This window comes from Janthinobacterium sp. CG_23.4 (assembly GCF_029892305.1).
Taxonomy (GTDB): domain Bacteria; phylum Pseudomonadota; class Gammaproteobacteria; order Burkholderiales; family Burkholderiaceae_D; genus Janthinobacterium; species Janthinobacterium lividum_D.
Genome location: NZ_JARXUX010000001.1, coordinates 4590753 through 4610431, shown reverse-complemented (window position 1 = coordinate 4610431; position 19679 = coordinate 4590753). Strand labels below are relative to the sequence as shown.

The window sequence follows — 19679 nt, the reverse complement described above, 5'->3', positions numbered from 1 at the left end:
AGCAGTATTGCTGCGCCGCGCCACTGCGCACTGAGTCGTGGGACGTGTGATGGCTGGCGCTGGTGGGGGCGCCCTGAAAGCGTGGCGCGAGTGCCTTTCCTCAGTGCCCGGGATGGTTCGGGATGATGAACAGTAGGTCCGTTTCGCCGATGTCCACGCCGGCCTGCGACAGCAGCGTGCTGGCTTGGCCCCGGTGGTGCGTCTGGTGGTTGAAGAAATGCATGAGCAGGCTGAAGAACTCGCGCCGGTTCTGCCCCTTGCTGTTGCGGTAGTCGAGCAAATGGTCGAGGTCTTCTTCCCTGATGGAAGCGCTCCAGTCGACGATGAGTTGGTCCAGCCACAAGCGGTGTGCGTGCATGGCGGAGAAATCCTCGGCCGCGAACAGCGGCTGCGTCAGCGACGTGGGCGGCGTGATGGCGCGGATGGGATCGAGCCGGGGAAAGCTGGCTGGATGCTTGGCATAGCGCTGCAGCCACAGGGTGTCGCCCACCATCACGTGGTTCAGCGTGGCGAGCAGGGAGCCGAAATACGCGCCCCGCTCGCGCTGCAGCTCGCCGGGCGGCAGGCTAGCCGCCGCCGCGTAGACCTTGGCATTCATCCACTGGTTGTAAGCGGCCATCAGGCCAAGGTGGGCACAGCGCTGCATGATGATTGCTCCAGTGTATGGCGGCTATGATGTCAGATTGATGTCAGACGGATTTCAAAAATGCGCGTATGCCGGCGAGCAACATTTCAATGGCCATCGCCGTCAGAATCAAGCCCATCAGGCGCTCGAACGCCGTCATGACCCTAGGACCGAGCGCGCGCTGCAAGCGTTCGGCGCACAGGAAGACTGCCAGCCAGACGATGGCCACGGCCGTTAGCCCGGCCACGTGGGCAATGACATCGTTCATTTCGTGCGAGGAAAATAGCAACACGGTAGCCAGTGCCGACGGGCCAGCTAGTGCGGGGATGGCCAGCGGCACGATGAACGGTTCGCCGCCCATCTCGTGGTCGCTATTGCCCGCGTTGGGCTGTGGAAACACCATACGCATTGCGATCAAGAACAGGATCACGCCGCCGCCGATGCGCAGCGCCACTTCAGACAATTGCAAGGCGTTCAGGAAATGGCGGCCGAAGAACATGAACAGCAGCAAGATGCCGAAGGCGATCATGCACTCGCGCACTACGACTTTCCAGCGCCGCTCGACCGGTACCCCCTTCAGGGCATTGACGAACAGGGAAACGTTGCCGAACGGATCGGTGACGAGCAAGAGCAGGATAAAAGTCTGGAAGAAATTCTGTGTCATGGTGGTGTGAGTGAAGTCAACGCCGCTGCCAGGACGGGCGCAGTGCGATAGGGCTTGCGATGATAACAAGAGCTGCGGCGATCTCCCATCATTATTGATGCATAGCAGCATTTTTTTTGCGCCGCGATGATTTCCGCCCAGTAAAACGCGGTAGGCGTGTGCCGACATGCTGATTGAGCCCGCCTGTTTCTGCAACAAGCGCTGCAGGCAGAGTCCGGTCGATGCCGGTTGATGCTTAGCGCATCAAAAAAATTGTTTTTAACATACTTGGCATTCCCGCGCGACTGCTCACGGCCGCAAAATCGTAGTTCTGCGCAAAAAACATCATCCGCTTGCTACACAGCATGAAAAGTCCGGCTGCGTATTGCTACTGCCAATCTTTCCATGTATCTTTCAATAAGGAAATAAAAAGTACAGGAAACCCTAACCCTGTTGCCCTGTATTTCACTCCTGACGATAACAAGCGGGCCGCCTTCCCCCTGCCGCCAGTAACGCCGTATCGACCGAATTTTGTCTTGAACCATTGAGAATTGCTCCGCCTATCTGGCGCCTGCTGCTATCCGTACGGCATGCGCAGGCATGGTTGCACCCTTACCAAGGAAAATCGCATGTTGTCGAATATAACAATAAAAATGCGCCTGATTGCCACGATGTGTGTGCTGGGCTTGCTGATCGCCGTACTGGGCTTGATGAGCATCATCAGCCTGAAATCGGCCAATAATAGTCTCAATGAGGTCTTCAGCAATCAGCTGGCGTCGACCCAAGCGATCGGCGAATCGCAAATCGCGCTGGGCCGCGCCCGTTTTACCTTGGACCGCGTGATGGTGCACCCGGATGCGCCCGATGCCAAGGATACCCTGGCGCGTGCAGATCAATTGCTGGAAGTGTCGAACAAGGCCTGGAAGGTGTACCTGGGCCTGCCGCAAGGCGCGGAAGAAAAGCGCCTGTCCGACGACATGGACAAGAATCGCAACGATTTCCTGAATAACGGTTTGCTGCTCCTGAGCAAGGCTTTGCGTGAAGGCAATATCGCGCAAGCCGATAGCTTGATGATGAAGGGCTTGTCGCCCCTCTATACGACTCTGGACCAGGCTTCCGATGCATTGACGCAGCACCAGGCTAGCTTGGCCGCCGCAAAGTATGCGCAAAGCCAGGCCAGCTTCCAAACGCAAGTGAGCATGGCCATCACCGGCATGGTAGTGGGTACCTTGCTGACCATTATTTCCAGCATTTTGCTGCTGCGCGCCATCTTTGGCCCGCTGGAGCAAGTCCTGCGCCATTTTGGTGCCATCGCGGACGGCAACCTGGCCAATGACATCGTCATCACGCGCCACGATGAAATGGGCGCCTTGCTGACGGGCTTGCAGCAAATGCAGGAACGCTTGTCGAGCACCGTACGCGGCGTGCGTGACGGCAGCAGCACCATCGCCACGGCCAGCAATGAAATTGCCTCGGGTAACCTGGACCTGTCCGGCCGCACGGAGCAGCAAGCGTCCAGTCTGGAAGAAACGGCATCGTCGCTCGAAGAGCTGACCTCGACCGTCAAGCAAAATTCCGACAATGCGCGCCAGGCGAACCAGCTGGCCGTGTCCGCATCGGATGTGGCCGTCAAGGGCGGCGCGCTGGTGGCGCAAGTGGTCGAGACCATGGGCACCATCAGCGAATCGTCGAAAAAGATTGCCGACATTATCGGCGTCATCGATGGCATCGCCTTCCAGACTAACATCCTGGCCCTGAACGCAGCCGTGGAAGCGGCACGCGCGGGCGAGCAGGGCCGTGGCTTTGCCGTCGTCGCCACGGAAGTGCGCAACCTGGCACACCGCTCGGCCAGCGCTGCCAAAGATATCAAAATACTGATCGAAGCGTCGGTGCACAACGTGAGTGCTGGCAGCACGCTGGTGAGCCAGACGGGCACGACGATGGACGAAATCGTGTCCAGCATCCGCCGCGTGACCGACATCATGGGTGAAATCAGTGCCGCCGGCCGCGAACAGGAACTGGGCATTGGCCAGATTAATCAAGCTGTGGCGGAAATGGATACCGTGACGCAACAAAATGCGGCCTTGGTGGAAGAAGCAGCGGCCGCCTCGCAATCGATGCAAGAGCAGGCAGCGGCGCTGGCCGAGATGGTCAGCATCTTTAAACTCGATGCCGCCCAGAGCGGCCCGGCCCTCGCCAAGCCTGTCGCGGCCGCCGCCAGCACAGGCTTGAAACGCCCGGCCTTGCGCATGGCGCCGGCCCGCACCGCGGCAGTATCTGCGGCGGCGGCACCTGCGGCAGCTGCAAAACCGCGTCCGGCCAAGCCTGCCGCAGATAACAGCGGTGAGTGGGAAGAGTTTTAAGCACCTGTATCAAGCTGTTGCCGGCCGCATTTTCGGCCGGTGATACTCACTGTTTCGGCAGCTTCGTGCTAGCGCCGTTGCGCCTCACGGCACAACGGCGGCGCCGAGTTCGCTGGTGCTGGTGATGGTTTTTAGGTGGTATTGATTCCGAATTATTGCTGCTCCAGGGCCACCTTGCTGCCCTGGTCCTGCAGCAGCGCAGCCTCGGCCAAGGCTTGCGCGCGTGCTTCTTCTGCCGCCTGTTCCGCTTTCTCCAACGCATCGTGGCGCGCCTGCAAGGCCGCCCGGGCGCGCACGAAGACAATCTTAATGGCAGCCATCACGGGTACGGACAGGAAGATGCCCACCACGCCACCGAGCTGGTCGCCGGCCAGCAAGCCGACGATCACCATCAGCGGGCTTACTTCCACGCCTTCGCTCATCAAGTACGGGTTGACCACGTAATCCTGGAATAAACGGTAGGCGGCGATAAAGCCGATCAGCCAGAACACGTGCTCGAAACCGCTGAAACCGGCCACCACGACGGCGATGACGGCGGCCGCCAGCGGGCCGGCAAACGGGATGAATTCGAGTAAGGCAGCAGCTCCCGCCAGTAGCAGGCTGTACGGCACGCCCATCAGGGAAAAAGCGATGCTGTAGGACATAAAAGTGGCGATTGACAACAGTAGTAGCGCGCGCACATAGCGCGACAGCAAGATGTCGAGGTCATCGATGATGGCGCCCCAGAGTTTCTTGTTCGGGCGGTTTAACAGGGACAGCAAGCCGTCGCGCATATCCGGCCCTTCCTTGATCAGCAAAAAGCTCAGCACGGGCACCAGCACCAGATAGATCAGGTTGCTGGCCGCATGCATGACGGTCAAGCCCAGTTCTTTCGCCAGCGGCATGGCTTGTCCCGTGCCGCTACTCAGCTGCGTCTGCATGAACGACAGCAGGCGCGCGCGCAAGGGTTCCATGAATTCCGGCAACGGGATGCGCTCGGCAAAGTTGTTGCCCTTGAGCAGGGTCGGCAACTGATCGCTGAGTTTGATCGCCTCTTCCTCGATCCGTGCCCCGAAAATGGAGCCCAGTATCGCCACCAGCAAGATCACCACCAGGAAGACGATGCCGATATTGGCCGTGCGCGGCAGGCGCTTCGGCCCATACCGCTCCAGCAGTTCGATCAGTGGATACACGAGATAGCTGAAGAAAACGGCAAACGTCACCACGATCAGGGTCGACGAGACCTTGTAGGTGAGAAAGAGCAGGAAGGTGATCAGGAAAGCCGTCCACACCATCTTGGCAACGCGCAAGTTAAAACCGAACATATGATTCCTTAGGGCAGGATGCGACGCAAGCGTGGCAGGCTTGAAGGACAGGGTGGGCAAGGCAGGGAGCGGACCGCGCCGCACGGCCGGAAATCATACCGTAAAATGTCAAAATGCCATGCTCTTGCGCGTCACGGCAATGCTTTTCCCTATCATCGCTCCCCGTGAACCTATTTTTCCCGCTAGCTGGCGCTGCCCGATGAAACGCCGTCAGCGGCGCACAATCAAGTGGCGTTGAACACGTAGCGGTTCTTGCCGCTTTTCTTGGCCTGGTACAGCGATGCATCGGCGCGCCGGTAGCTGTGCGACAAATCGGCTTCCTTGCTCAGTTCGGCTATGCCGATGCTGACGGACACCTTGCGTTCCGACGCGAAAGCCGTCTCGACACTGTCGACCAGCTGCGCGGCAAAGGTACAAGCCGCATTCGCATCGCCCTGGTAAATGATGGCAAATTCCTCACCGCCCAGGCGGCCGCACAGGTGCCCGCCCGACAGCCCTGCGATGATGTCCGCGACCTGTTTCAGCACCTCGTCGCCCACCTCATGGCCGTGCACGTCGTTGATTTGCTTGAAGTCGTCGATGTCGATCATCAAGAAATAGGCGGGCGTATGCGTCGTCCGTTGCAGGACGCGGGCGCTTTGCGTGAACATGCGCCGGTTGTTGAGCCCGGTCAAGCCATCCTTATAGGCCATCGCTTCCAGCTCGCGATGGGAACGATGGTTGTTAATGCGCAAGACGAGAAAATAGATATTCAGCGCCAAGCCGATGATCACGCTGATTGCGACGGCCAGCACGGGCCAATGCTGGTCCACGCGCCCGGCATGAACGGGAAACTGCCCTACTCCCAGGATGGCCCACACGCACAGCGATACACCCAAGTAATACGCGATGCCGCTGAAGATGGGGGCCGTCGTCAGCGTGATCATCACGCCTAGCGGCAACACCCAGAAAGCGGGTTCTTCCGTTCCCAGCATGAGTACGCGAAAACCGAAGCTGATGAACAGCACGCTGACGGTGCCGCAGGCGATGGTGGCGTGCAGCGACTTGGCATACTTGGTCAGCAGCAGCCCCACCAGCATGCCTGCCAGAGCCATCTCCGCTTGTGCAGGGTCGATCGGAGTGCGCGGTAGGGTCAGGCTGAACGTCACCAGCCAGCAAGTCATACCAAACGTCAGTATGGCTATTGAAATAAAATGCAGTTCCTTGAAAAAGCGCTGCTGCTGTTCCGGCTCTCCTAAAAAGAACAGGTAATACAAGGCAGGAGACAGGCTGCGCGTAGTGAACATTGTATTTTTCCAGGCAGACAATAAGCCTTACGGCAGGGACACCTGCCGGCACCGGCGGGAAGTATAACGCGCCTACAAAAGTAGTTGCGCTCAAGAACTAGTGTACTGGTTTCTGGGGTGAGAAGGGTGATACGGAAGAGGAAAGACGATGATCACTGTCCTGCTGCCGTGACATTGTGAAGGAAGGGCGCTTATTGCTCGATCAACACAGCTATATCGAGGCCATGCTGTACACCGTCTGGCGCAGCAAGATCAATCAGGATATCGCCGCCAGCATCGTCGGCGTCTTGAAGCGATGTTGGGCTGCTAGTCTGAACAAGTGTTGCAAATCTTTGGCGAAGTGCTGTGGCCGAAGGCGGCTCGATAGTGCCAACTTAAAATAAGAATTTCGCTATTTTGTTTTTTCCTTAAAATTAAAATAACGCCTCCATTCATGTTAACTCCAGCGAGGCATGTAGCGGCGGGGCTTAAGATCTGTGGGGATGTTCAAAACGACGGGCTGCGTTACCAGCGACGTCACCATACTCGCCACATTGAACACCCGCAGTGCGTCCGCTTCAATGAGGCTTTCAAATTTCAGTAACTGTCCTTTGTAGCTAGGAAAGTAACCCCGTGGGCTGCGACCGCTGACCGTAACGATCTCGCGTACTTTTCTATGGGAGAGATACGGTTCGACGTTGCGGGTATCGAGAGAGGTCTCTAATTTGCCAAATCGCCCCGGGCGCAGCTTGGCTCTGCGGTCGGCTGGGACGTTCATAGTCACAGCGTGGGACGTGCTCGTCCCTCCTTGATGCTTGGTCATGGTTATTCTCGTCAAAGTAATGGACGTGTTTTGTCCAGATCGCAATGAAAAAATTACGAATTTGTCGACAAGAGGGCTTGACTTAAGAAGGCGGGCAGTAGAAACTAGATTTGCGAGATCAGTTTTACTGCATTAGCCAAAAGCGCCAGCCCCTTGTGGGTTTCGGTGCTTTTTTGGTTTTTAGCTCATGGTTATCCCTCTTTCCGTCGCAGACATTGATTGGTCAGGGCAGCGAGTGCACACTCTAATGAGTCCCATTCCCCTTCGTTAAAATCAGCCACCTGGCGCAATAGTTTGTTCAGACGAGTAATGGTTAGATCGTCGGCGGCCTGGCCCTCTACTACATCTAGCATGCGATCGATGATGGCGAGACTGCGCAGCTTCTTGCGCAGAGGCTCGTCCACATTGAGCGTTGGCAATAGCTTGTCCACGACATCGCGATTGGGAGCCTTTCTACGACCGCATTCAATACTCGCTAAGTAACTCGCGTCGATTCCTGCGAGGCGTGCAATTTCCCCCTGACGCTTTTGCATGCGAATGCGCGTCACGTTGAATGCACTACCAAACAACATGCTTGCCATAATTTTCTTTTCAATCGGTGCTTAGATTTGGACGGTCAATGGAAGTTAACACGAGCAGGTGCCGGATGGCTACAAGATGTTATATTTGCAATAGTGAAAAACTGCTGAAAATCAAGTACTTAGGTGGATTTTGGGAGGGGTTCCCCTCTAGTGAGAGGGGGGCGGCGTCACGTTTTCGGGCCAGCGTATTCGTGACCGACGGGGAGATAATGCGGATGTTGTTTGTTGTTTTTAGGGGAATCCGTCGATCAGTTACACAGATCCCATTGCATCGGCGACGCCCATATCGTCGTGGGGACGAAGCCACCAGGGCGGAGGCTGGGGTTGCCTTTGAAATGCGCCTCGGCGATACGGATTTGCACCTTGTCATCGGTAAGCTTCGCCACGTACCCGCTGTAAATAATGCCGCGGCCCGCCTCTTGGCAGACGTGCGCGCCAACCTTGCGGATCGTTGGTTGATCTCGTTGGCGCTGCTCGCTGACCCGGAGGCCAGCGTCAACCGCGGCCGTGAGTTCAGCGTTTCGCATCATCGTCCATTCCTGTTGACTGACGAATGCATGCTGTGCGGCCGGGTAAAGTTCGCCCAGAGGAGATTTCTTGAATCGGTCCAGCATCACGATGGTTTGCCCCGGCCCGCGCAGGACGTAAGCCACACCAGGCTGTGCCTCAAATATGTATGTATCCGGCTTGCAGCTCTCAGTGCTGCCGGTACGGCAGACCCGCACCACGATGCTATGTCGTCCAGGCCGCACGTTGACGCCGGGTCGTGTGTCCGTGCCAGGCAGAATATGGAGGCCCTCCAGCGTCATCTGCAGTGCCACTCGGTTGGGGCCGCGATCGATCTCGGTGACCGCGGCACCGTTTCCGTACAAGTCCTGGGGGACAAGCAACGCATAACTGTGGAGCTGGTCTTGCGGTATGGTCGGCGTCGTACACCCGGAAATGGCCAGCCCTAGACCGATCATCACACACCGAAAGATAGCGGGGGAATAGGGCATCGACATCTCCATCCTGTAGGTTGATATGCAAAATTTGTGGTTTAACCACATATTTTGATGTTACCAGAATTTCTCCGCGGCACCACCATTCATGTGGTTACTCATCATGGAATGTAGAATATGGTCACGGCGCGGCAGGAGGGGCAATTTGCTAAGAGGATCGGCAAGGCATTGGCGAAGCAGCGCATCGCGCGCAACCTCACGCAGGAGCAAGTGGCAGCGCAACTGGGCGTCGAGCAGGAAACCATCTCACGTTTCGAGCGCGGTGCCACACTGCCGCCGTTGCTCCGGCTGATTGACCTAGCGGAGATTTTTGATGTGCCGCTCGATGCGCTGGTGCGCGCCGGTTCTGCTCGCTCGATTGACCAGGCCATTGATCTGGCCGGAGCCCTTAACACGTTGAGCGAAGAAGATCGCGTCTGGATGCTCGGTTGGGTCACGGAAATGTGCGCCAAACTTGCCACGCCTGCGGGCGGCAAGAGGTAAGGCGCCGCATGCCGTCTGCAATGGCGCCACTTAAGCCGACTTAAGACATAACTGAACAGTTACTTCGCCGCCATTACAAACGAGCGGCTCCAAACTCCCTTTCAACGGGGGGCATGTCCAGCCACGCGCGATCTTCGCTGTTGAAAAATAGGGAGACAACAGGCCAGCCTTGGCCTCCGCGAGACCCTGAACCGTGTCTCGATTAAATTGAGATCGGCGCCTTTGCATAAGTCGCTTTTTACGGGCTCGAATTTTCATACGGTATCTTCATCGCTCAAGCTTAAAGCAATCAAAATCTGCCTTCAAAGCGGTGATGCCCTGATACTTACGATTGCCCATCCAATCTTCTGACCTATGCCTGAGGTGTTGGAAGTTGACCCAGTGCGGTGTGCCGGATAGTGGCTGTGGGGCATGGTGATCTCCGCGGTGGTGCGCTGCAGGCAATACAGGGATGATACGTAAGGCGTACGATTCAATATTTCCTAATCCTGTGGCCCGCACCACTGTGCTACTACGATGAAGGTGCCGTCGAGATCGGCACCTTGACAATCGTACCTGCTAGACTTCGCAATTCAACAGGGCTCAGATGTTCGCCGGCGGCTTGAACAAGATCGGGAGAGGTGGCGTCGTGCTGAGCACTTTAGTCCCGGCGACATCGATCATCACCGCGCCCACCATGCACAGCGTCTACCTCCAAAAATTTGAATACACCGCTGATCGACACGACCTTGTGTATGTGACGGAGGTCGAATTCTTGCCAATCAACCAACACCAACCGTCGGACATAGTGGAGAAATTTGCTTTCTAGGTTTCCTGCAAACTAGCTGAACCGCCTACTTAGGCGCTAGAAAATAGGTTTTAATATGTTTTGTGCAAAATTTTTCGAATTCCTCGAAAGGTAATAAGAAAGAGCAATCGTAAAAAATGTGAAAATACTGTATATTTTCACAGTGCTTTCTCTAATGTGGAGAGTTGTTATTTAAGTATTTGATGTTTTTTGTTAACGTCCGCAAGAGGAACTAATTAGTGAAAATAAGTGTAGACGTCTGCACACTGCGGCAATATGCGTCCCCATTCCCGCTGGTGAAGGTATCCAGTTTCTGTAGTAGCTAGACGGGAAAGCGAGCCACTGGCGAAGGTCTCCAGTTATAATTGCAGGCATGAAGAAAAAAATAGCATCCAAAGGCGTTCAGGCGCACTTCTCAGGACACGAGACGTTTCCGCTTCGTCAAATGTGGCTCAAAAAAGCCTTCGACCAAGCGAAATCGCGCGGCATTATCCTGAAATCGACCTTCACCGACGACAATGCGATCGCCGAGTTCGGCGTTGGCAAGAACATGGTCGCTGCGATACGGCATTGGGCGTTGGCGTGCAATGTGATGACGGAGGAAGGCGCTCCAAGCGGCGCCTACAAAGTCACCGATGCCGCCAACGCAGTCTTGAAGGACGGCGGCTTGGACCCCTATTCGGAAAATCCCACCACTGCTTGGTATGCGCATTGGTGGCTCGCAGGAAAAGGCAATCGGGCGACCACATGGAAATGGCTCTTCAACCATGTAACCATTCCGACATTCGCGCGCGAGGACCTTGAAGCCCCATTGGCCGAATACGCGCGAAGCTTGGACCCCAATCGCAAGCTGTCTCCCGCAACTTTGTCGCGAGATATCGAAACGTGCCTTCGCGGCTATGCTCCACGGTCCACAGGCGGCTCACCCGAGGACTATGCCGAGCCAATGCTTGGCGAGTTGGGATTGATTTTTGAAGAGCGCAAAGGCTACTTCGCCTTCCGCCGCGGCCCGAAGGCCACGTTGCATGACGGGATGTTCGCCTACGCGCTTTTGGATTTTTGGGAGACGGCCGCGCCGGGACTCAGCTCTCTCCCTTTCGAAGCCATCGCGTTTGGCGAAGGATCGCCGGGACGGGTATTCAAGCTCGACGAGGATTCGATCGCCGAGCGCCTTCTTGCGCTTGAGGACCTCACACTCGGAGCGCTTTCTTGGACCGACACAGCAGGCCTGAGGCAAGTTCATCGCAACATCAACAAGGCTGAAAACCTCAGCGAACGCATGATCGAGCTGGCCTATGTCTAACACGCAAACTATCAAACTCTCGGACATCGTCCACGTCTCACGCCACTATCAGCGCTCGATACGCATCGATATCGATCTTGGCCGCCCCGACGCTTTGAACGGTTATATCTGCCATGGAACGGCTACCTCCGTTTTAAGCAGCATGACCAAGCAACTGTTGGAGAGCAATCAGCGGGCATTTAGTTGGACCGGCCCCTTCGGCGGCGGCAAATCGTCGCTGGCTGTTGCATTCGCGAGCGCCCTGGGCGCGGACAAGAATCTGCGCGCGAAAGCCCGAGAGATTCTAAGGCTGGAAGATGTTCCTTCATTTGATCAGGCTCTGCCCCATCGCAAGGGTTGGTTGACCGTCCCGATCGTCGGCAAACGAGCGAGTGTCGTATCCGAACTCGCCAAAGGTCTTCGCCAAGCGCAGGGGTTTAGCCATGATGGACGCAAGACTAACCCTTCGGCCCTCATCGCGGACATTTGCGAAGCCGCCGAGTCCAAGAAGAACGATGGCGTCCTGATCATCATCGATGAGATGGGCAAGTTTCTCGAAGCTTCCGCGCTGGGCGTGGGCGACGACGTCTATTTCTTCCAAGAGCTCGCGGAAGCGGCGGCGCGGACCGCTGGCAAGGTTGTCGTCATTGGCATCCTTCACCAATCGTTCAGCCAATATGCGGCTCGGCTTGGCATCGGGACGCGCGACGACTGGGTCAAAGTTCAAGGTCGATACTCCGACATACCTTTGGTCGCTGCAAGCGACGAGGTTGTGGAGTTGATCGGCCGCGCCATCCACGCTGAGGTAACGCCCGACTGGATGATGCCAGCATCCATTGAGATCGCGGACTCCATCCGTGCACGGCGCCCCGCTGTAGGCGAGAGCTTCTCCAAAAGCTTACATGCCTGCTGGCCATTGCATCCGACCATGGCGGCTCTGTTAGGTCCAATCTCAAAACGCCAATTTGGGCAAAACGAACGAAGCACATTTGGCTTCTTGGCTTCGGTCGAGCCCTCCGGATTCCGCTCCTACCTAGAGTCCACGCCACAACTGCAATCGTCCTGGTATCGCCCCAACGATTATTGGGACTACCTGCGCGCCAACTTGGAGCCGGCGATCCTGTCGTCGCCAGATGGACACCGTTGGGCTCAGGCCGTCGAGGCCGTCGAGCGCGCCGAAGCAAAAACCACCGATGCATTGCATGTCGAGCTCATCAAGAACATTGCTGTGATCGATCTCTTCCGCAATGGATCGGGGCTTGCGGCGGAGTCGACCGTTCTCAAATCGCTTTTCTACGGCCACACGCTTGAGCAGGTCGAAGCCGCTCTGGAGCAGCTTTCCAATTGGAGAGTGATCCTATTCAAAAAACACATAGGAGCCTGGTCGGTTTTCGAAGGCAGCGACTTCGATATTGACAATGCCATTTCGCAAGCCCGAGCAGGGATGTCTGGCGTCGATTTCTCCTTGATCGAAAGCTTAACGAATCTTTATCCGGTCATCGCAAAGCGGCACTATCACGAAACTGGCACGATGCGATGGATGAACATGGCGCTGTGCCGTTTGGACGACGTCCAACGCATCGCCATGAAGTTCAAACCCCACAATGGCGACTTCGGCCTATTTCTCCTGGCGCTACCTGGCTCGAACATCAACAGCAAAGCCGCGCTGCGCAAGTGCCACGAACACTCAAGGGTGGAGCCTTGGCCGGTGGTCATTGGCATTCCGCGCAACCACGCCAAAATCGAGGATCTCGGCTCCGAGCTTCTCGCGCTCCAAATTGTCCAGTCGCGCCATGAGCTCAACGGCGATCCGGTCGCGCGCCGCGAAGTGCAAGCGAGAATCTCGTCGGTGCGCGCCAATCTTGAAGAGCAACTTCGTGAAGCTGTGATCAACGCGCGATGGATCGCTGGCGAAGACGAGTTCGAAACAAACGGGCGTCTATCCCCTGTCACATCCAATTTGGCCGATGCGGTCTACCCTTCCGCCCCGGAACTGTGGAGCGAGCTTTTGAACCGCGACAGCCCTTCGAGCAACAGCGTCAAGGCTCGCCGCGACCTGCTCTACTGCATGCTCGACCATGAAGAAGAAGAGAATCTCGGCGTATCGGGCTTCCCTGCCGAGCGCGGCCTCTATGAGACATTGCTCCGAGCAACGGGGCTGCATCGACAGGATAGCAATGGCGCATGGCGCTTCTTACCGCCTGACGACCAACATGCCCCGACCTTTTGCAATCTTTGGAAAGAGACGCGCGAGCTCTTCACCGATGCGAACACGAGAGTGAAGATCTCTGATCTTTACGAGCTCTGGGCCCAGCCGCCGTATGGCGTCCGCAAAGGCATCATGCCCGTGCTGTTCACTGCGTTTTTGCTTGCCCATAAAGGCAATCTCGCTCTGTATAAGGAGGGCATGTTCATTCCCCGCGTCACCGATGCGGACATCGACGAGTACCTTCAAGACTCCTCGCGTTTTTCCATGCGTTGGATTTTGATCGACCAAGAGAAGGCCAGTATTCTTGCTGGGATCTCCGACATTCTTGCCGAGGTCGGCGCGTCCGCGAATACTCGTGATCCTCTGGAAGCGGCGCGCGGTCTTGTCGGGATGGTCTTCGGCTTGCCTGCATGGAGTCAACGCACTCATACCATCAGCGACATCGCTCGGGCTGTGCGCGACACGCTGCTAAAAGCCAGCGACCCTCACAAAGTTCTATTCATTGATCTAGCCGCGCTTCTTGAGAAGAACAGGGATCGATCCTACGTCGATGCGCTTCGCGGTCCTATTGCTGAGATCGCCCACGCTTATGACAATTTGCTTGCGTGCATTGAGACTTCGATGCTCGAAGCTCTCGACGCGCCTGCCGACAAATTAGACCGGCTACGCGCGCGAGCGGAAGTGTTGAATGGCGTGACGGGAGACCTGCGTCAGGACGCTTTTGCCGCGCGACTTGCTAAACATGATGGAAGCAAGGAAAGCATCGAAGGCATTTTGAGCTTGGCCGCCAACAAACCTCCACGTGATTGGAACGATCGCGATATCGATCATGCTCTTTTAGATATCGCGCAAGCTGCCCTTCGATTCCGGCAAGCAGAAGCCTTTGCATCTGTTAAAGGTCGCAAGCCGACTACCGAAGCCTTCGCCGTGGTCATTGGCGCTGGCGCTCAAACGCGCACTGTGTCGCGCTCATTCTCCATTCCCGATCGACATCGCGATGCGGTTGAATCAATGGCTGAAAAATTAGCGACCACTCTGCTGGCAAGTGGACACAGTACTGAAATTTTGCTCGCCGCGCTGGCGAAAGCTGGAATGCGCCTGACTCTTGAAGAGGACGCAAAAATGGAGAAGTCTCATGGCTGAAAAACATGTTCTTGGAATATCTGGCGGCAAGGACAGCGCCGCCCTGGCTGTTTTCGTCCGCCAGCACCACCCTGAGCTCGACGTCGAATACTTCTTCACCGACACCGGCAAAGAGCTGCCCGAAGTCTATGAATTCCTGGGCCGCCTCGAAGGTTTTCTGGGCAAGCCAATCGCCAGGTTAAATCCGCGTCGCGATTTCGATTTCTGGCTGCGCGAATACAAGCATTTCCTGCCGTCGGCTCAAACGCGCTGGTGCACCAGGCAGTTGAAGCTTGCGCCATTCGAACAATGGATTAGGCCAATGCTTGCCGCAGGGGACACGGTCACAAGTTACGTAGCGATCCGCGCCGACGAAGAATATCGCGAAGGCTATACGTCTAAACATGAAAACTTGAAAGTCCGTCTTCCTTTCCGCGAGAGCGGGATCGATAAAAAGGGCGTGATGGATATCTTAGAATCGTCAGGCGTCGGCGTCCCGAAATATTATGACTGGCGCTCGCGTAGCGGATGCACTTTTTGCTTCTTCCAGCAGAAAATTGAGTGGGTGCGGCTCAAAGAACGCCACCCTGATGCCTTCGAGGAGGCCAAACAATACGAGAAGAACGCATTGGAACATGGCTCGCCATTTACTTGGACCCAAGGCGAACCGCTCGACGAGTTGGAGAAGCCTACCCGCATCATCCAGATCGTCACCGACTTCGAACGCCGCAAGCAAAGAGATCTAGCGAACCGCCCGATTAATCCTCTGCGTCCGGTTGAAACGCTTGAGGACATCGATGACATCTATGGCGACGACGAGGGCAATGGCGCTTGTGTAGTCTGCCACAAATAACTATCACCATGTCCGTGTCGGCTCTAAGATCATATCGTTATACACAAGTATCCAAGAAAATCTCGGAATCACCGTCCATGTCAAAAATTGCCTAAAATTCGAGCAATTTACGGCTGAAAGCTAAGAAAAATAGCATTTTTCTGGCGCCACCACTGTGGGGTACGCGCTGAAGAAATTGCTGTAACCCTTTGATTTTAAAGTGGTAAAAAGTTGTGTATAACGAGGTGCACTAAGCCCTATCCCGGAAGACATTCGTAATGTCTCGTATTCACTAAAATTTTGATTGATACTAATTTTCCATAAACGAATATTATCGCAATGACGGATCAACGCAGCCACAGATCGATTTTATCAAAAACTCGGCCGCAAATGTGTTCGGATCGTCGATCGATAAAACTAGCTCCCCATTTAAACCCTTGTTCTCCCCTATACGCCAGAGGAGCAAGATGAGATAAATAATTGGAGGCAGCCGTTAGCGCACTCAAGCCTGGCGGAATGCTTGCCAATCCGAGCGCAGCCATCAATGCCGATCCCGATGGTCCAGTTGCAGTGCTGCTAGGCGTGGTGAGGCTCCAGTAATAATAGACCTTGTCGGGCCACTCCGAATAGACGGACGAATTTACCTGCACAGAAAGCAGCGTGAGGTTACCGATCTTGTCAACGACCGAAAAGTTACCGGGATAGATGGATGCATCAAAATGCGCAGGGAATTTAATGGTGGATGGCTGATCGCGCGTAGCGACGTGCTCTATTACTTCGTATTCGCTAGCGTGCCATGAGCGGCAGTTAAGCAGGTTGGTCGAGTTTGGCATGCCATTAGTGAAAAGCCCTTCATTACCAGCTGTCAAATCTGGGGCGGCATCATGAGAAGCGACAAAGAGAGCGAATCGGCAAACTGATTTCCGTGAATACCACGCTGTTTCTTTGGCCTGCCCCACCCACAACTGACGTGCCGCAACGGCGTTAGCAGCGTCGTAAATTCCGTGAGCCGCTAATGCATTCCTGAACGCATTCTTCACAAACGCTTCGTTTTGATTTCCCGCTCCGGATGCGACGGACATATTTGCCGTCGTGGACTGGAACAGTTGACGATAGTCTGAATCAGGGAAACGTCCTTGCAAAGCTCCCATCCAAAGTGTAAAGAAAGCTGCCGTAGCCTTGCACATCGATTGAAACTCGGCCGCAGCAAAGGCAACAGCTGCAGTATTTCCTTGAGCTCGAAGGAGCTTGGCATAGAAAACGCTTAGGACACTATGAGCGAATTGATGCCCCGCATCACGTAAGAAGAAAATGCACAGTGCGGACATATCGGCTTGTTGGGCATTCAGTCCAAGACCTTGCAAATAATTGACCAAACCAAAAGATTGAGCATTCTTCGGAGATTTCCTGGGAAGGATGAAATGCGAACAATATTCCGCTTGATCTGCGATACAAGCCACGAAATCCTTGGCAAGTGTGTTGGGCGGCTTGGGCAGGGTATCGAAGAGCCAATCGCGCTCATCACTAAATTTCTTGCTGATAACCTCACCGTTATAGATCAGCGCAGAGGAGACAATAACCCTGTCCGTCAATTCCTCTTTTCGGTAGTTGTCAACAAAGATGTCGCGTCAAGTCATGCAGCTTTTCTTAATTCCTCTGGTGGTTTCCGTTCTGGATTCAGCCAGACTTCATCGTTCAATTCCCAATCCCGCGTAGTCCCGGCCCAGCGCTCAGGATGGCGTTGTTTGGCGGCCTCGTAGACTTGCTTGCGGTATTTTAGGATCGCTCCGTCCCGACCATCATGGCGCTGCGCAGGCGTCACGAATTTCAGGCCGCTGTGCTTGTGCTGATGGTTGTACCACTGCACAAATGACAGCGTCCATTGTCGCGCCTTTTCGATACTTTCAAACGGTTTGCTCGGATAGTTTGGCCGGTATTTGCAAGTCCGGAACAGCGACTCGGCGTAGGCGTTATCGTTGCTCACACGGGGTCTGCTGAACGACGGCATGATCCCAAGCTTTTCCAGCGTCGCCAACATTGTGGAGCCTTTCATTGAGCTGCCATTATCCGAGTGGAGCACCACCTCACGCCCGGCCAGCCCCTCGGCCAAGCTGGCCTTGCGCATCAGCAGCGACGCCATTTCCGCAGACTCGGCGACGTTCACTTCGTGCGCGACGATCTTGCGGCTGTAGACGTCAAGAACCATGTACCAGTAAAGATACAAGCCTCGCACGCTGGTCGGCAGCCAAGTGATGTCCCACGCCCACAAGCGGTTCGGCTCGGTTGCGCAGTGGCTTGTGACGACCCTTGTGCTGGGCTTCTTGGCTCGGCCGCGGTGATGCTGCTGCTTCTCGTCTTTCAATATCCGGTAGACGGTCGATTCTGATGCTAGATACTCGCCCCGATCAGCCAAGGTCGGCACGATCTGGCTAGGTGGACTACTGGCAAATTCAGGGCTGTTGGCAACCTTCACAATCTGCTGGCGTTCCTCTTCGCTCAATTTGTTGGCCGGTGCCACGCGCCGACTGCCTTTGCGCCCGTCCGCCTGACTGCCATCACTGCCCTGCATCCAGCGCTGGTAGGTTCGAAGGCTGATCTCCAGCGCACCACACGCCTGCGCACGGCGACATCCGCCGTCAACAGCTTCTTCAACTAGCGTAATCACTTGCTGGCGATCTGGGGCGCAGATCAATCGTCCTCTGGCTCCCCCCAGATCGCCTGGGCTTTTTTTCTGAGAATGATCAGCGCCGCCGCCTCCGCCAGTGCCTTCTCTTTACGCTGCAAATCCTTCTTCAATTGCTTGATTTCCTTGCGGTCGCTTTTGCCTTGCGCGCGCAGTTCGCGGTGACGCTCGGCCGGCGCTTCATTGGCCTGCTGGCAGGCCTCGCGCCAATCGGCAACCTGCTCGACGAACAAGCCTTTGCTCCTGCAGTATTGAGCCAGTTCGGCCTCGTTCATGCGTGCTGTCTCCAGCACCACCCCAAATTTATCCGCCGACGACCACACCACGGCATTCTTTCCATTTCCCGGCACCGCCACTCCCTGAGATTGTAGATTTCGTCGCCAAGTATAAAGTGTCTGTTCCGAGATACCATTCTCCTTCGCCAAGGCCGATACCGGCCTGTTCTCCTGCGGCATCATTTGCCGAAGGATGGCTTCCTTGCGCTCTGCTGGATACTGATTCACTATACGTCTTTGCTCCGCCCCCGGATGGATTAAAGTGATTCAAGTGACGCGACATCTATCCTGACATAGGGGGTTTTCCACTCGCAGTGCTTTCAGTCTCAAACACACGTTCAATTCTATCCACTACTGGTTTGATGACTGTTGAGTAGTTCGCGGCCCAATCTCTGACGATCATGGGCTTGAAGACCTCAAAAGCTGTTAGTGGCGTCCCCGTCGCATTCAGAGACTGGAACATGTCAAACGCCAGCCCTAAATCCAGACATTCAATAACGACGAGATGACAAGAATTCTTCAAGAAAGAACAGGCCGCCAAAAGTAACATGCCGCCATAAAACGCCGATTGCGCATCGGACGACAGGGCTTGAATGTTCAAGAGGTTGGGAGGATATGCCATGAAGTTCAAAAGACTTCCATCCGTTACGCCGTTGGCAATAAATAAGCCATTGGCTAGTGTGAAATCGGCATCATTGACCTCACTCTCAATCTGGGACTGAAAAACTTCAAGGACACTTCTAACTCGCTCGTCGTTATGAATATTCTGCAATGGAATACCATCAATGAACTGAGACAAAAAACTGGAAGTATTGGAGCGATAAAAATTCATACCAACGCCGGCCAGAGTCCACTGATCCGACACCGGATTCGACGTCACGTCCCCCGCCCGAATAATCAAAGGTTTGAGGCGAGGCTGGGCTCCATTTTTCTTAATTTCAACAGAATAAAATTCGCGAATCTCGGGCTGCTCGTTGTCAAGCTCGCTAGCTAGCATCCCAAACTCAGCGGCTAACGGCGCAAAAGATCTAAGCTTTGTGACCGAATTCGAAATATTGTGACTCAACACACAAGCTAACATTGCGATTGATGTGATGCGCTGCTGTCCATCGACCACGTTGGAGACCTTGGTCAACAGATTAGGCGTGTCCGTGTGCGTCCCAACCATCACATTCTTCTCGTCATGCAAGATTACCGTGCCGAGGAAAATACTGTTATTCGGCTTCGTGAGCGTCCGCTTGATACCTGAGAAAATGTCTGTAACCAGCTTCTCCGCATTTTCCTCGTCCCACGAGTAATTCCGCTGATAGTAGGGGATATAAAACCCACGCCCAGGTTGCGAGAAAAAGCTTTGCAGACTATCTGCGCTATGCGTGAAAGATTGACTCATACAGCTCCTTT

Annotated in this window: 15 protein-coding genes; 5 read left to right on the top strand and 10 right to left on the bottom strand. The window is 55.3% G+C overall.

Translation table 11 applies throughout. The annotated features are described in order from the left end of the window. Positions 1-100 precede the first annotated feature (100 nt). Both H4V96_RS20660 and H4V96_RS20655 read right to left on the bottom strand, forming a co-directional pair. Entirely contained in the window at positions 101-646 is a 546-nt protein-coding gene (locus H4V96_RS20660) for a DinB family protein (protein ID WP_196856590.1), read from the bottom strand. 43 nt (positions 647-689) lie between these two features. Next, entirely contained in the window at positions 690-1289 is a 600-nt protein-coding gene (locus H4V96_RS20655; RefSeq protein ID WP_029496732.1) for a MarC family protein, read from the bottom strand. Positions 1290-1897: 608 nt separating this feature from the next. On the opposite strand from H4V96_RS20655, the gene H4V96_RS20650 reads away from it, so the two are divergent. Beyond that, entirely contained in the window at positions 1898-3631 is a 1734-nt protein-coding gene (locus H4V96_RS20650; RefSeq protein WP_196856591.1) for a methyl-accepting chemotaxis protein, read from the top strand. Positions 3632-3783: 152 nt separating this feature from the next. Here the strand turns inward: H4V96_RS20650 and H4V96_RS20645 are convergent, their stop codons facing one another. From H4V96_RS20645 to H4V96_RS20625, 5 genes are all read right to left on the bottom strand, one after another. After that, a complete protein-coding gene (locus tag H4V96_RS20645; protein ID WP_196856592.1) occupies positions 3784-4935 on the bottom strand; it encodes an AI-2E family transporter in 1152 nt (383 codons plus the stop codon). A 224-nt stretch (positions 4936-5159) separates the two neighbouring features. Next, positions 5160-6221 carry a GGDEF domain-containing protein gene (locus H4V96_RS20640; RefSeq protein WP_196856593.1) on the bottom strand — a complete coding sequence of 354 codons (1062 nt, stop codon included), beginning with the start codon at positions 6219-6221 and terminating at the stop codon, positions 5160-5162. Positions 6222-6657: 436 nt separating this feature from the next. Next, positions 6658-7023: a hypothetical protein gene (locus H4V96_RS20635; RefSeq protein ID WP_196856594.1), complete on the bottom strand. Its 366-nt coding sequence runs from the start codon at positions 7021-7023 to the stop codon at positions 6658-6660. 191 nt (positions 7024-7214) lie between these two features. Then, positions 7215-7604, bottom strand: coding sequence for a helix-turn-helix transcriptional regulator (locus H4V96_RS20630; protein WP_196856595.1), 390 nt, complete (start codon positions 7602-7604; stop codon positions 7215-7217). Positions 7605-7852: 248 nt separating this feature from the next. Continuing rightward, entirely contained in the window at positions 7853-8602 is a 750-nt protein-coding gene (locus H4V96_RS20625; protein WP_196856596.1) for a hypothetical protein, read from the bottom strand. A 120-nt stretch (positions 8603-8722) separates the two neighbouring features. Here H4V96_RS20625 and H4V96_RS20620 point away from each other — a divergent pair, with 120 nt between their 5' ends. From H4V96_RS20620 to H4V96_RS20605, 4 genes are all read left to right on the top strand, one after another. Then, entirely contained in the window at positions 8723-9088 is a 366-nt protein-coding gene (locus H4V96_RS20620) for a helix-turn-helix transcriptional regulator (RefSeq protein WP_196856597.1), read from the top strand. A 1160-nt stretch (positions 9089-10248) separates the two neighbouring features. Then, the gene (locus H4V96_RS20615) at positions 10249-11178 is read left to right on the top strand and encodes a DUF4007 family protein (RefSeq protein WP_196856598.1); all 930 of its coding nucleotides are present in this window, start codon (positions 10249-10251) and stop codon (positions 11176-11178) included. Continuing rightward, positions 11171-14509, top strand: coding sequence for an ATP-binding protein (locus tag H4V96_RS20610; RefSeq protein WP_196856599.1), 3339 nt, complete (start codon positions 11171-11173; stop codon positions 14507-14509). Before H4V96_RS20615 ends, H4V96_RS20610 begins: the two co-directional genes overlap by 8 nt. Then, positions 14502-15341, top strand: a complete 840-nt coding sequence (locus H4V96_RS20605; protein ID WP_196856600.1) for a phosphoadenosine phosphosulfate reductase family protein — start codon at positions 14502-14504, stop codon at positions 15339-15341. The genes H4V96_RS20610 and H4V96_RS20605 overlap by 8 nt, the downstream gene beginning before the upstream one ends. 326 nt (positions 15342-15667) lie before the next feature. On the opposite strand, the gene H4V96_RS20600 is transcribed toward H4V96_RS20605, so the two are convergent. From H4V96_RS20600 to H4V96_RS20590, 3 genes are all read right to left on the bottom strand, one after another. Continuing rightward, positions 15668-16912, bottom strand: coding sequence for a hypothetical protein (locus H4V96_RS20600; RefSeq protein WP_280721135.1), 1245 nt, complete (start codon positions 16910-16912; stop codon positions 15668-15670). 41 nt (positions 16913-16953) lie between these two features. After that, a protein-coding gene (locus H4V96_RS20595; protein WP_280721203.1) for an IS3 family transposase occupies positions 16954-18461 on the bottom strand; the annotation gives its coding sequence in 2 pieces (ribosomal slippage) (positions 16954-18044 and positions 18044-18461; 1509 coding nt in all). Between the two features lie 100 nt (positions 18462-18561). Next, on the bottom strand, positions 18562-19668 hold the full coding sequence (locus H4V96_RS20590) for a DUF262 domain-containing protein (RefSeq protein WP_196857113.1): 1107 nt from the start codon (positions 19666-19668) through the stop codon (positions 18562-18564). Positions 19669-19679 lie beyond the last annotated feature (11 nt).